This is a genomic window from Marinomonas algicola, assembly GCF_014805825.1.
Lineage (GTDB): Bacteria > Pseudomonadota > Gammaproteobacteria > Pseudomonadales > Marinomonadaceae > Marinomonas > Marinomonas algicola.
The window spans coordinates 598,557-613,137 of sequence record NZ_CP061941.1; the positions used below are offsets into that span (position 1 = coordinate 598,557).

The 14,581-nt window shown below is 41.7% G+C and carries 11 protein-coding genes; 6 read left to right on the plus strand and 5 right to left on the minus strand.

The genetic code is table 11. From position 1 onward, the window contains the following. Nucleotides 1-23: 23 nt before the first annotated feature. From IEZ33_RS02685 to IEZ33_RS02700, 4 genes are all read left to right on the plus strand, one after another. Entirely contained in the window at nt 24-1,088 is a 1,065-nt protein-coding gene (locus IEZ33_RS02685; RefSeq protein WP_191602195.1) for a hemin-degrading factor, read from the plus strand. Then, nucleotides 1,085-1,996, plus strand: coding sequence for a heme/hemin ABC transporter substrate-binding protein (locus IEZ33_RS02690; protein WP_191602196.1), 912 nt, complete (start codon nt 1,085-1,087; stop codon nt 1,994-1,996). The genes IEZ33_RS02685 and IEZ33_RS02690 overlap by 4 nt, the downstream gene beginning before the upstream one ends. Before the next feature lie 4 nt (nt 1,997-2,000). Further along, nucleotides 2,001-3,056 (plus strand): FecCD family ABC transporter permease, encoded by a 1,056-nt coding sequence (locus IEZ33_RS02695; protein ID WP_240009612.1) that lies wholly within the window; start codon nt 2,001-2,003, stop codon nt 3,054-3,056. A gap of 83 nt (nt 3,057-3,139) precedes the next feature. Next, nucleotides 3,140-3,910 carry a heme ABC transporter ATP-binding protein gene (locus IEZ33_RS02700; protein ID WP_191602197.1) on the plus strand — a complete coding sequence of 257 codons (771 nt, stop codon included), beginning with the start codon at nt 3,140-3,142 and terminating at the stop codon, nt 3,908-3,910. 15 nt (nt 3,911-3,925) lie between these two features. Here IEZ33_RS02700 and mltA read toward each other — a convergent pair whose 3' ends face one another. The 3 genes from mltA to IEZ33_RS02715 form a co-directional block, all read right to left on the minus strand. Continuing rightward, the gene (gene mltA, locus IEZ33_RS02705) at nt 3,926-5,113 is read right to left on the minus strand and encodes a murein transglycosylase A (protein WP_191602198.1); all 1,188 of its coding nucleotides are present in this window, start codon (nt 5,111-5,113) and stop codon (nt 3,926-3,928) included. 78 nt (nt 5,114-5,191) lie between these two features. Then, nucleotides 5,192-7,663 carry an EAL domain-containing protein gene (locus IEZ33_RS02710; protein WP_191602199.1) on the minus strand — a complete coding sequence of 824 codons (2,472 nt, stop codon included), beginning with the start codon at nt 7,661-7,663 and terminating at the stop codon, nt 5,192-5,194. 156 nt (nt 7,664-7,819) lie between these two features. After that, nucleotides 7,820-8,416 (minus strand): DNA-J related domain-containing protein, encoded by a 597-nt coding sequence (locus IEZ33_RS02715; RefSeq protein ID WP_191602200.1) that lies wholly within the window; start codon nt 8,414-8,416, stop codon nt 7,820-7,822. 137 nt (nt 8,417-8,553) lie between these two features. On the opposite strand from IEZ33_RS02715, the gene IEZ33_RS02720 reads away from it, so the two are divergent. Together IEZ33_RS02720 and IEZ33_RS02725 are read left to right on the plus strand one after the other, a co-directional pair. Then, nucleotides 8,554-9,225: a zinc metallopeptidase gene (locus IEZ33_RS02720; RefSeq protein WP_191602201.1), complete on the plus strand. Its 672-nt coding sequence runs from the start codon at nt 8,554-8,556 to the stop codon at nt 9,223-9,225. A gap of 136 nt (nt 9,226-9,361) precedes the next feature. Beyond that, entirely contained in the window at nt 9,362-11,299 is a 1,938-nt protein-coding gene (locus tag IEZ33_RS02725; RefSeq protein ID WP_191602202.1) for a bifunctional 2',3'-cyclic-nucleotide 2'-phosphodiesterase/3'-nucleotidase, read from the plus strand. Nucleotides 11,300-11,365: 66 nt separating this feature from the next. Here the strand turns inward: IEZ33_RS02725 and betA are convergent, their stop codons facing one another. After that, nucleotides 11,366-13,033, minus strand: a complete 1,668-nt coding sequence (betA, locus tag IEZ33_RS02730; protein WP_191602203.1) for a choline dehydrogenase — start codon at nt 13,031-13,033, stop codon at nt 11,366-11,368. Between the two features lie 12 nt (nt 13,034-13,045). Beyond that, nucleotides 13,046-14,503 carry a betaine-aldehyde dehydrogenase gene (gene betB, locus IEZ33_RS02735; protein ID WP_191603506.1) on the minus strand — a complete coding sequence of 486 codons (1,458 nt, stop codon included), beginning with the start codon at nt 14,501-14,503 and terminating at the stop codon, nt 13,046-13,048. Nucleotides 14,504-14,581: the final 78 nt, after the last annotated feature.

Here is a 14,581-nt window from a genome sequence, read left to right on the forward strand (position 1 = left end):
CTTTTAGGTAAGGAGAAAAAAATATGTCTATACAAGAAGTTGGATCATCCAGTAATGAGAATGCTGTGGCCTTAAAGCAAGGGTGGAATGGGTTAAAAGAATCGGAGCCAGGCATTCGCATTCGTAATGCCGCCGAAGCACTTAATGTTAGTGAGCTTGAGTTACTACTGATTCAACCATTAGAGCTGCGTATTAGATTGAGAGCAGAAATTGAAACCATTTTAAAGAAGGTTGAAACGTTTGGTGACGTAATGGCGTTGAGTCGCAATGACCACGCGGTTCACGAAAGAAAGGGCGTTTATAAAGGTTTAAAAGTCTATGGTGGTGCCATGGGGCTGTATTTGGGCGATATTGACTTGAGGATGTTTTTGACTCATTGGCAGCATGTTTTTGCGGTATCTGAATCCATGTCGAATGGCATTCGTCGTAGTCTGCAGTTTTTTGACGGTTCTGGAGCGGCCATACACAAAATCTATGCGACGGATAAAACAGAGGTATCAAAGTGGGACCAACTCGTTGAAGACATGAGGGACAAAGATCAAACAGAACGTGTGAGTTTGCAAGAGAGTCCACAAAGTCGTTTTGCCAACATTGGTAAAGTAACAGAGCAAGAGGTTAAAGAGCCTTGGTCTAAATTAACCGATGTGCATGAATTTAATGATCTATTAAAAAGCCTGCAAATAGACCGACTTGAAGCATTGGAAAAAGTGGGTGAAGAGTACGCTCAGCCGCTTCATTTAAACAGTGTTGAGCGGGTATTAGAAGCCGTGGCTAAAACGCAATTAGAGATTATGGTGTTTGTTGGCAATCGAGGCATCGTTCAAATTTATACCGGGTCTGTTAGTCGATTGCTGAGGATGAATCAATGGTTCAATGTATTGGATCCTCAGTTTAGTTTGCATTTAAATACAGCAAAAATTACGTCTTGTTGGCGAGTAAAACGCCCATCAAAAGATGGCATGATTACCTCTATAGAGTGTTTTAACGCCAAGCGAGAGCTGGTAATCAGTTTGTTTGGTGCTAGAAAGCCCGGCCAGAGGGAACTAGAAGGATGGCAGCAATTAACAGGTGAATTGGAGGCGTTATGAAATGGTATACGCCAATGTGCATCACTTTTGTTAGCCTGTTATGTTGCGCGTCTTTATTTGCATTTGCTTTTCAAGCGTCCAACGCCATATCGGCAGAGCAACCCCATTTATCGGGCTCAGTTGAGCCCGTGCCGGTCAAGGTGGTGAGTATTGGAGGGGCTAATACAGAAATATTATTTAAGTTAGGGCTAGGAAATAGGGTCATCGGTTCTGATACGACCAGTTATTATCCTGAAGAGGCTCAAAAAATGCCAAAAGTTGGGTACATGCGTGCGCTTTCTGCTGAAGGTATTTTGTCTTTAGAGCCGGATGTTATTTTTGCTTCCGAAGGCTCTGGCCCAGTGAAAGTATTAACTCAATTAAAAGACTTATCGACGCCTTGGGTAACGTTACCAGAGGTTACATCGCTGGATGTTTTGTATAAAAACATTGCCAAAATAGGTCAAGTTATGTCGGTTGAAACTCAATCATTAGCGTTAATCAATGCGCTAAAAAAAGAGCAGAGCCTACTTGAGGGTGTTATTCAACACGATACGCATAAGCCGAAAGTTCTGTTTGTCATGCAGCACACAGGGACGCCTATGGTGGCAGGCAATAACACCGCTGCAGATCGTATAATTCGTTTAGCAGGAGGTGAAAATGTTGCGGCAACAATAGAGGGCTATAAGCCTTTGACAACCGAAGCGTTAATAGCGCTTAACCCTCAATGGATTTTGTCCACATTTTTTGGTGAGGGCAAGCAGGCCAGTATAGAAGGGATTAGCAAGATCCCAGGGCTCTCTTTTACAGATGCATCTGAGATAAGTCATATTATTGCAATGGATGCTTTGTTACTGGTTGGATTTGGACCAAGAACCATAGACGCGGCCAATCAATTAAGAGCATCTTGGCAAGCGGGTAAGCGTTAGTTTTATGATCAAAGTCGAAAGAAGAAACCGCCAGCGACCATCTTGGTTGATGGTTTTTTTTCCTAATAAAGTCTTATCCATATGGGCGATGGCGTTATTAGGTTTAGCGTGTGTTATGTTCTGGTCTTTGTCCATTGGCGCTTATACGTTAAATTGGGGAAATATTTTACGATCTGGATGGAATAATCGAGATGCGTTGATCTTATTGGACATTCGTTTGCCAAGAGTCTTGTTGTCGGCTTCCGTTGGCGCGGCTCTCGCTGTCAGTGGAGCCGCATTACAAGGGCTATTTAGAAATCCTTTAGCCGATCCAGGCTTAATAGGCATCTCCAGCGGGGCGGTTCTGTCTGTTGCTTTGGTGATTGTTGTTTTTCCTGCGTGGACGGCGTGGAGTGGCTTGTATGGTTTGAGTTTTGCGGCTTTTATTGGCGGTGCTTTAACCTGTATGTTGATCTTTAGGATTGGCCGCATAAAAGGGGCAAACTCAGTGTTACAACTGATTTTAGCGGGTGTGGCGATTAATGCTTTAGCGGGTGCGGCGGTGGGTTTTTTAACCTATTTGAGTACAGATTCTCAATTAAGGACGTTAACATTTTGGACCATGGGCAGTTTTGGCGGTGCTATGTGGCCTGCCGTTTGGCTGATTAGCGGTGTTACCATGGCGTGTGTTGGTTTCTTGATGCATCAAGCAGGCCACCTTAATCGCTTACTTTTAGGTGAGGCTGAAGCTCGTTTCTTAGGCACAGATACCAAGAAATTAAAGCGAAGGATTATCTTTTTAACGGCTTTAGCTGTGGGGTGTGCTGTGGCTGTCTCTGGAATAATTGGCTTTGTTGGATTGGTCGTACCTCATTTGATTCGTTTAATGTGGAAAGCCGATCATCGAGTTTTAATTCCCGCTTCGGCCTTATTAGGTGCGGGGTTAATGGTTTTAGCCGATACTTTTGCACGTATTGTGGTGACCCCTGCCGAGCTTCCAGTTGGCATTGTGACCAGTCTCTTAGGTGGCCCTTTTTTTCTATGGTTACTTTTTAGACCAAATCAATCGATGTCTTCTTGATGGTGTTTCGTGTCTATTTAATGGCCTATCTATCTGGTCCTCTATATTGCGTTTTTTGTTAGATTTTCAATGAGGTGAAGTAAGTGTTAGAACTGCAAGCCGTCTCTTTAAAGAAGGGCAATAAGTATTTATTGAATACTCTCAATGTGCGTATTCAGCCGGGAGAATTAACCATTATTCTAGGACCGAATGGCGCGGGTAAATCCACATTATTGAACTGTATGACAGGCGCGGAACCAGATTATCATGGATGTATTCAATTTGAAGGTAAAGCACTACGAGACTGGTCTATAGGTGAGTTAAGTAAGAGGCGTGCTGTACTTTCTCAATTGTCGGCGATTACTTTTTCTTTTTCGGTATTGGAAGTGGTGCAAATGGGGATTCAAAACGACGCCATACTAGAAGACAGTCGAGCGGTTTGTTTGGATGCACTAGATCAAATGGGGGTAATCTCATTAGCCGATACATCGTATCCCTTACTGTCCGGAGGTGAGCGGCAGAGGGTTCAAATAGCGCGTACTTTTGTACAATTAGCAACCAGTGAGGACTCACTGACAAAATATTTATTTTTAGACGAACCAACGTCAGCCTTGGATTTACATCATCAGTTAGCGCTTATGAAAAAGTTGAAAAGGTTAGCAAACAATGGCATGGCCATCGTCTGTGTGTTACATGATTTGCAGTTAGCATCTCAGTATGCTGATAAAATCATTCTACTAAAACAAGGTGAGCTTGTTGGCATGGGGGATGCGTCGACTCAATTAACGGAGCTCACTATTGAATCTCTGTATCATGTGCCAAACCATGTTATTGCACATCCCACAAGTGGTCGCCCCATGGTGCTGTTAAAATAACCTGATCAGTAACGTTTATTTGGCTATTGTGGATTCACGTGGCAGTAATAACCAAACATTGCCGAAGTGCTTTAACTGCCCGGCTAATACTTTAGCGTCTGCGCCAATTCCTTGATACCAATCTATGTGTCCTGGCCCTTTAATTGCACCGCCTTTATCTTGCGCTAACAATAAATGAAATTCATGGTCAATTAAATTTCCTGCTGCGTCTAACTTTGGTAATTTTCCTAGTAGAATTGAGCCAAGAGGAATAACGCTGGGGTCTACAGCAATGGAATACCTGGGTGTTAAAGGCAAATTAGCGGCACCTACTGGCGTCGTTGGGCCTTCAGAAAAAAATAAATAGCTTGGATTAGTCGACATAATTTCTCTTTGTCGCTCAGGGTGATCGGCTAACCATTTTCGAATCGCTTGCGCTGACATCTTGCTTTTTTCTATTTCGTTTCTCTCTATCAGCTCTTTTCCTAAGCTACGGTATGCGTGTCCATTGACTCCCCCCCAAGAAAGCAGTCTCTTTTGACCATCTTCATATTCGACAACCCCAGACCCTTGGACATGCAAAAAGAAGTTATCAACGAGACTATTGGTGTAAGCCAGTTCTAAATTCATTCCGTCTAGCGCACCGTCAAAATCAATTTCTTCTCGACTTGGTAAGGGTTTACCTTGAGGCCAAATAGGCGCTTTAGGCTTTTTATAAAGTGGGAATTTATAGTCATTATCTGGAGTATGCCTGACCGATAAAATAGGCACATAATACCCTGTTATTTGTACATTAGCTCTTTGGTCTTGGCCAGAGATTTGATGCGCTACGAGCTGAGGGGTATAGGTTGGATTTTGTAGCCAAAGATTAATTTCATTGGTGACTGATAATAATGAAGACTTACTAAAGTTCAGCGTATCAAGCTGGTAATCTTGTTCTTTTATTCGGTTGAGATAATGTATTTGTTGTTGTAATCCTTGTTGAAATTGCGGTGAAGGATAGGGCAGACCTGGCGACATTTGCTCTTCTAAGTACAAGGCTTTTCTTTTTTGAGCCGTCAGGTCTCTACCATTATTATCAAAATGGTTACTGTCATCAATTTCTAATTGTGTACAGGCATTAAGTAAAGAGAGAGCGCATAAAGCGGTGCCTAATTTAATCCATGGTTGAATTAGGCCTTGGCGAAAAAAGAGTGCGTTAAGAAAGATTTTTGACGTGATCATAGGTTGCAGTACTTACTTCAAGTTTTTAAAAAATGGGTCTTATCTCTAAACAATTGAGATGATTGGTTAGAATCCAAGTCATGGCGATAAACTACTTAGACAATCTTCATGATTGAGTAATGCTAAATAGTTTTCTGGAGGCATAGGCTTATGAAATAAATAGCCTTGTCCCACTTGGCAAGATAAGGCTTGTAATGTCTGCATTTCCTCAACTGTTTCAATCCCCTCCGCTGTACTTTGAGATCGTGTTCTTTCACATAGATCAATAATGCAGTTACTGAGAATGTAATTGATTTTAGACTGATCAATGTCTTGGACAAACATCCGATCAATTTTAATTTCAACAGGTTCTAAAGCAATCACGTTATGCATAGAGCTGTAACCCGTACCGAAGTCATCAATTGAAAAGTTAAATCCATGCTGCCTTAGTAAAGATAAATTTATTCTGAACGTTTCATTGTCTTCAAATATTGAGGTTTCCGTTACTTCTAAAATAACGTTACTCGCTGGAATGTTATAATGCTTTTTCATGGCTATTATCTTCTGAGAGAAATCGGCAAGCAAAAGGTCTTTTGCCGAAATGTTAATAGAAACATGTCGGTGTTGAACCAAACTTGGGTTTTCACTAATCCATAAAAACACTTCCTGGATAATGAACTGTGTGATTTTAAGGATTAAACCGGTTTTTTCGGCTAAAGGAATGAACAGCGCAGGGGATACATGGCCTAGCTCATGATTATGCCAGCGCAATAGAACTTCAGCGCCAACGATGGATTTGTCTATTAAGCTAACTTGAGGCTGAACATGAAAACTCAATTTTTTATGTTTCAAATCTCGGTTTAGTAAAGACAATATATTAAGTTGATTCTTATGATCGGATTTGAGTTTTCGATCGTATGCCGTCCAATCGTTTTGACTATGCTGGTTGGCTTCTGTTGCTAGCTGTGCGTTTTGAAAAAGCTTCTCTACATTGTCGGCATCTAAAGGATATTGAGCGATACCCATGTTGATACTGTGTTTGAATTCTAAATCGCCAAACCAAATGCTTTTTTCGAGTGTTGGCATCAACTTAGTGAGCAGTGCATCAATATCCTTAGAATAGGTTAAAAATAGGCAATTACTTGAGCCAATTCGAATTAATTTTACGATTGATCGCTCTACCCAGTGAAATTTTACGATATCGTCAAGCGTCATTAAGGCCTTATTAATTTCTAGGAATGCTTGCCCGGCGGCATTGTCTGCACTGGCTGGTCCTACCGCTTGGCTAAGAGTATGGTGGTCAGCGAGTCGAATTAACACCAAGCTAATAATGCGATTGTCTTTGCGGGCTTTTTTAAATACTGAGTCTAGCTGAGAAAGGAAAAACTGACGATTGGGTAAGCCTGAGACTGAGTCAATAAGAGAGTGTAAATGACGATCCATATCGGATTGCCTTACTCTGGCACTGAATGCAAAGGAAAATCCAAGTAACTGAATGATTGACGATAAGAGGAATGAGTACTCTGTGTAGCCATTGTAAGGAATAAGGTTCCAGTAAATACCAGAACCGATTAAGGCACCAATTAACATGACCCCCCAAGAAAAAATATACAATTTAGTGGCTAATGTATGGGTGGATTTTGTGTAAAAAGCCCAATAAGCACATAGGACTGAAATCATAATTTGCAAAAACAGAAAGATGGGAGCCATCGTACTTTCGGTAAGAAAATAACTTATGATGACGAAGCCAAATAAAGAGGCATCCACTTTGAATCGATGCACCCAAAAAATAGGGTGATGTTTTTTTAGGTTAAGGAAGAGCAAACTAAAGCGATAAACCGCCCAAATCAATACAGTGTGTAAGGTCAATAAGTGTAAGGCAAGCCATTGAAATAGAAACTCGTTAGGCAAGAACCACCTGCCAAAGCCTAATATCATTCCAAGAGAAACAATCAAGCCGATATTAAAGGACACATAGTAAATAAACGCAGAGACTCGAGTGAGTAAATAAATCACAATATTGTAAAGCAGCAAAATGGTTAACGATGTGAAGGCAATAACCCAAAAAGTGTGCTGTTGTTTCTTTCCTGCCTCAATATTGGACTCATTATAAAACGAGATCGGAAAGAGAATGGGGCCATTACTCTGTCTGCGAATCAAGAGGTGGGTGGGGCGATTTTGATCAAACTGAATCGGTATCCAGATACCGTCATAGAGTTTGTCTGTATTCCATTCTTGTGTATCTCCATAGACCCATTCCTGCACCCGCTCTTCGCCATGAAACAGATAGAAATTCAAATTATCTATCATGTAATTACTTATTTTTAAATAAAGGACATGAGGGTCTTCGTCTACGTTTATGGGGAAAGACAGTTTGTGCCAAAAAGTTTTGTCAGAGAAACTTATGGCAGATGGATAGGCTTGTGGGGTAAAGGTTTGTTGTAACGCTTGATCGGAAGACAGTGGCGTTTTGGTTTCTACCCATGTGGGTAAGGGCTTATGGTAAAAAGAGCCATCAGCAATCGGTGTTTCAAGCCCACTGACAGAAATTGAAAAAAATATACTAATCAAACTGAGTAAAAACCTAAGCATCCTGTGCGGCCTTTTATTAAACAGCGCTATATAAATAACGAGTTAATTTACGTTAGAGTGAATGTAAAACTATCTTATCGGTACTATCGTATCTTTTAGGTCGAGCTGTCACTGGCGGCCATGGTATTTTATGTATTACTTACGACTAGACAAGAGTTCAAATGCTTCTCGTAATTCAATGAACTCAGTGGCCGAACCGCCTTTGTCCGGGTGAGATAAACTCGCTAATTTACGGTATTGATTTTTTATCTCGTTATAAGAGGCGTTTTTATGGAGTTTTAACGTTTTATAAGCATGCTCAGTTGCAGAAGGATTATGCAATCCTTTAAAAAAACTCTGCAATAGCGCTTCAACTTCTGCCTCATCCGTTTTAATGTACTCATTCCAATCTAAATAATAGCTTATGATTTTCGCTTCTGCCGAATCTTTTACTTGAGTTTGGCCTTTTTTTTCATTGACGTTATTTTTTGGCCTTTGGTTGAAATTAATTTGGATATGAGTGGGTGAAATAGACAAGGTTAAACCCTCTTCCAGCCATAATTGTGTTTGTAGCTGATAGAGGGCATTCATCACTAGGAAATGCTGCCGAAATAAACATAAACTTGATTCTTTTGCTAATGAGCAAAATTCGGGAAACTGTATCTTCAGAGCACGTAAAATTTCATACTCAGAAAGCCCATCAGGGTGTGTCTTTAAAATGCTTAAGATAGGTAAAATAAATGGATTTTTCATAATGTATAATGTTTGTTGTCGGGGACGGGTGGCCGTATGATTGACGACAATGATGGCTTTAATAATAAATTGACTAAACTAAGCGTAACGTTTTTAGGCTCTTAATTGAATGGTTTTCTTAACCTTAAGGATTGTCTGTGTGGGTTTTATTGCTCGTTTTATTTGTCCTACTTGCTTTTGGACCAAGTCTTTGGGTTCGGTATACATTGAAGCGTTACGCCTATAACCGAGACGATTTTCCTGGAACCGGAGGGCAATTTGCCCAGCATTTAATTGATAAATTTGAGTTACAGGTTCGTGTGGAAAAAACACGGCAAGGGAAAGATCATTATGACACGGTGGACAAGACGGTTCGTCTTAGCCCCAGCTATTATGATGGTAAATCATTAACGGCCATTACGGTCGCCGCTCATGAAGTGGGTCATGCAATTCAATATGAAAAGCAGGAAAAGATTACTCGCCTGCGTATGAGATATTTACCGTTGGCGCATTTTTTAAAAAAAACGGGGTCTTTTGTGTTGTTTGGCTGGCCCGTTGTAACGGCTCTTTTACAGATACCTTATGCGGTTCCTTTACATATATTCGCGGTTGGTGTGACAGGGGTAGCAAGTGTTCTGGTGTATGTTGTCATTTTGCCTGAAGAATTGGATGCCAGCTTTCGTAAAGCATTGCCTATTTTAGTGGAAGGGGGCTATATTGAAAAGCAAGATATAACAGCCGCGAATAAAATTCTTAAAGCCTGTGCGTATACCTATATTGCAACGGCCTTGGTTAATATGATTTTTATATGGCGTTGGCTGAAACGTTGAGTTTACCTCGGACGCCTTTTTCTGTTTGTCATTAACCTGTCATGATTTTAATTCACATTATTTTACTTTGTTGATAATCTGTCTATTAGGTCAAGATTATATTTTTATCATAACAAGCGAATTGTGGAGAGAGTACATGAAATCAAGGTTATTTTTAAAAACCTCTATTGCCTCATTTATGGCCATTACCATGGCCGGTGCTGTTCAGTCTCAAACAATAAATTTACGAGTTCTGGAAACAACCGATATTCATATGAACCTTGTTGATTATGATTACTATGGCGATAAGCAAAGTAATACGGTTGGACTCTCTCGCGTTGCCAGTTTGATTACTCAAGCGCGTTCTGAAGTGAAAAACTCAGTGTTAGTCGACAATGGAGACCTGCTTCAAGGAACGCCATTAGGAGATTACATGGCAAAAGGTCGAGTATTACGCTTTGGTGAGATTCACCCAGCTTACAAAGCCATGAATTTACTAAATTATGATGTTGGTAATATTGGTAATCATGAGTTCAACTTTGGTTTAGATTTTCTTGCAAAATCCCTTCACGGAGCCAATTTTCCTTATGTATCATCCAATGTATATGCCGATGATGGCGATGATAATCCAGATAACGACCAACCTTACTTCCAACCCTACATTATCAAAGACAAAAAGTTAATTGATAGTGAAGGCAATGAGCAAATCGTCAAGGTGGGCTACATAGGTTTTACACCACCACAGATTATGAATTGGGATAAAGACAATTTAACTGGAAAGGTCATCGCGAAAGACATTGTTGCGAGCGCCAAAAAATATGTACCGGAAATGAAGTCAAAAGGCGCAGATGTTGTGATCGCGATTCCTCATAGTGGTATGTACAATAATCCTCATAAAATAGGGGAAGAACATGCAAGCTATCATCTTGCAAAAGTAGAGGGTATTGATGCTATTTTATTTGGGCACTCTCACCGCGTTTTTCCAGGAGATAAAACCATTGGTGCCTATGAAGGGGTCGATAATGAAAAAGGCACCGTGTTTGGCATTCCAGCGACTATGCCTGGATTCTGGGGTAGTCACCTTGGTGTGATTGATTTAATTCTTGAGCCCAATGGCGAGGGATGGAAAGTCCAAGACGGGACGGGATCTGTGAGAGCCATTTATCGCCGCGAAGGAAGAGATAAGCTGCCTCTAGTTGAAGCCGATGAGCGTATCAATGAAGCGGTTCGTCATGAGCATGAAGGAACACTTGAGTATATGCGTCGAAAAGTGGGTGTAACAACATCGGATATCAACAGTTTCTTTGCTCTAGTGCAAGATGACCCTTCTATTCAAATCGTTAATAACGCTCAAATATGGTACGCCAAGAACATTGTTCGCGGTACGTCTTACGATAATATGCCGATTTTATCGGCGGCCGCGCCATTTAAAGCCGGTGGACGAGGTGGCGCGGATTACTTCACGGATGTGCCAAAAGGAGACATTGCGCTAAAGAATGTGAGTGATTTATACATTTATCCAAATGACTTGAAAGTAGTGCAATTAACAGGCGCTCAAGTAGTTGAATGGTTAGAGCGATCTGCTGGACAGTTTAATCAAATTGATCCAGGTTCTTCTACTAAACAAGCGCTTATTAACTCGACTTACCCAACTTATAATTTCGATGTGTTAGATGGGATTGAGTATAAAATTGATGTAACACAGCCTAATCGTTACGACGATAAAGGGGGGTTAATAGCGGCTAACCATCGTATTAAGAATGTGACTTATATGGGAGAGCCAATTGATTTAAAACAGGATTTCCTCGTTGTAACAAATAATTATCGCGCTGGTGGCGGTGGCAAGTTTCCTAGTTTAGATGGTTCAACAGTTGTGATTCATGCTCCCGATAAGAACCGCGATGTGGTGGCTAATTACCTTCTATCTCAAAATACGATTGACCCTAAAGAAGATCAAAATTGGTCTTTTTCGGACACCTTTGGCAAGGCTGAGGTGAGTTTTAAAACCTCTCCAAAAGCCCGAGCTGTCGCGCCTGATTCAATGAAATTTGTTGATGTGGGTGAGGATGGTTTTGCTGAATTTATTTTAAACTAAGACAGTCTAAAGCAAGATGCCATTTAATCATGTATTAAATGGCATCGGCGATTTTTATAAAGAACCTTATCTTTGTTGAGTTTCCCAGTTAGGGTGAATCCAAACATCGACATTATTACTGGCTAAGGCCGGTTTCTCTAAAATCATATCCGCGGCTTTTTCTGCAACCATAATGGTCGGTGCATTGAGGTTACCATTGGTAATCGTAGGGAAAATAGAGGAATCCACAACACGAAGTCCCTCTACGCCCCTGACTTTGCAAGACTCATCCAAAACGGCCATAGGGTCCGTATCAGAACCTATCTTGCAGGTACAAGAAGGGTGATAGGCACTTTCTACGTTTTCTTTTACCCATTGATCAATTTCCGCATCCGTATTAATGTCTTTACCTGGTTGAATCTCATCACCACGAAATGCATCAAATGGCTGCTGTGCAATAATCTCTCGAGTTAAACGAATGCAATCACGCCAATCTTGTTTGTCTTGATCCGTTGTTAAATAGTTAAACAGAATACGTGGTTTGGCTTTTGGATCATTTGATTCAATCCAAACACGTCCACGACTTTCTGGTTTATTGGGTCCAACATGGACTTGAAAACCGTGCCCTTTTACAGCGGCTTGACCATCGTAGCGCATGGCCGCAGGTAAAAAGTGGTACTGAATATTTGGTGCTTTTAGGCCCGCACGAGAACGAATAAATGCACAGGATTCAAAGTGGTTGGTTGCACCCAACCCATCTTTAAAGAGTATCCAGCGAGTACCAATCATGCCCTTACTGATAAGGTCGAGTTTACTGTTCAAACTCACCGGCTGTTTGCAGTAGTATTGAAAATACACTTCTAAATGGTCTTGAAGGTTTTCCCCCACACCAGGTAAGTCATGAACCAAGGGCACATTAGCCTGCTTTAATACGTTGGCAGGACCAACGCCAGAAAGTTGCAGTAACTGAGGGGATCCTATGGAGCCCGCAGACAAAATAACTTCTTTGGAAGCGAGGGCTTGTTCAACAGAACCTTCTTTTGAATATTCAATGCCAGTGGCGTTCTTACCATCAAACAATACTTTATGCGTCAGTACCTTAGTACGAACAGTGAGGTTTGAACGTTTCATTGCGCGACGTAAATAAGCATTAGACGTGGAAGCACGGACACCGTTTTTAACCGTCATGTGCATCGCGCCGAAGCCTTCCTGACGATAGCCGTTGTAGTCCTCTGTTCGGCCATAACCGGCGGCCTCACCTGCTTTTATGAAAGTCTCATAAAGCGGGTTTAGCTTCATATCATTACCATTATTGGTGCTTAATGGTCCCGAGTCGCCACGGTAAATGTCACCTCCCTGAATCCAGGTCTCCGCTTTTTTAAAATAAGGTAGGCACGTTTGGTAATTCCAGCCTGACGCGCCACTTGTTTCCCACTCATTGAAGTCTTCTGCATGACCACGGACATACACCATGCCATTAATAGAAGAGGACCCCCCCAATACTTTGCCACGAGGACAATGCATTTCACGATCATCCACTCCTGGCTCTTTATCCGTATGAAACTGCCAGGCATATTTCTCCGTGTTCATTGGGTAAGAAAGGGCCGTTGGCATTTGAATAAAAATGCTTTTATCACTGCCACCCATCTCAAGTAGTAGGACTTTATGCTGCCCACTTTCGGTTAAACGATCCGCCAGTACGCAACCAGCCGATCCAGCACCAACAATAATGAAATCAAAGGTTTCTTTAGACATTGAAGGTTCCTATTAGTAAGGGTTCGGGATGTCATCTAAAGAGACAAACACACTTTTGTTTTGAGTGTAGTGGTATAAAGTTTCGATGCCGTTTTCACGACCTATACCAGATTCTTTATAGCCGCCTACAGGCATTTCAGCGGGTGATGCCCCCCAGTTATTGATCCAACAAATACCGGCTTGCATTTGACCTATTACTCTATGAGCGCGGCTAATGTCTTTGGTAAATACGCCAGCCGCTAGTCCAAACTCAGTGTCATTGGCTCTTTTAATCACCTCTGCTTCATCGGTAAAGCTTAAAACAGACATCACTGGACCGAAAATTTCTTCGCGCACTTGCGGCATATCGTCTGTGCAATCAGTAAAAACAGTAGGCACAACAAACGCCCCTTTATCCAAACCATTTTCTGTGGCTTGGTAACCACCGCACAGCAAGGTCGCACCCGCTTCTTTCGCGGCTTCTACATACCCTAGCACTTTTTCCATATGTGCTTTTGAAATAAGCGCACCGACTTGGGTTTCTATATTCAAAGGATCACCCACTACCATGGCTTCTGTGCGAGTTTTGAGTTCCGCATTAAATGCCTCTAGGATGTCGGCATGAACGAATACGCGTGTTCCATTGGTACAGACTTCACCTTGAGTATAGAAATTCGCTAGCATGGCGCCAGAAACGGCTTGATCGATAGGCATGTCAGGGAAGATAATTAGTGGTGATTTACCCCCTAATTCCATCGTTACTTGTTTTAACGACTGTGCTGAAGCCGTCATAACTTTTTTGCCCGTTCCACACTCACCGGTGAAAGAGACTTTAGCAATGTCAGGGTGGTTGGTGATCAGTTGACCGGTACGAGCATCACCTTGTACGACATTAAATACACCGTCCGGTAGTCCAGCTTGAGTATAAATCTCGGCCAGTTTTAAGGCGGTTAACGGCGTTTCCTCGGAGGGTTTAAAAATCATGGCATTACCTGCGGCTAATGCAGGGCCTGACTTCCAGCAAGCAATTTGAATCGGGTAATTCCACGCACCTATCCCGGCACAAACGCCAAGAGGCTCTTTGCGCGTATAATAAAAGTTGCCATCGCCTAGGTCTTGGTATTCACCTTGTATTTTATTAGCAAGCCCTGCGTAATACTCAATAACGTCGGCGCCACTTTCTATATCGACGCAAATGGCTTCTTGTAATGGTTTGCCAGTATCCAATACTTCTAATCGAGCCAGCTCTTCATTGTGTTCTCTTAGTAGTTGCGCTGCTTTGAATAAAATTCGGCTACGTTCAACAGCACTCATAGCCGCCCATACTTTTTGGCCTTCTTGAGCGGCGGCAACGGCGGCATTTACTTCATGAGCGCCTGCCAGTTCAATAGTATCAATTATTTCGCCTGTCGCTGGATTGATCGTATCAAAGTGTTCATTTGTAGTTGAAGCGTGGTAACGACCATTAATATATTGTTGTTGCATGCTGATAACCTCATCTTGAAATGGTTTTTATTAAACGTGCATTTAATAAAAACAATTGTACCGTTTTTTTTCAATTAGGTCAGC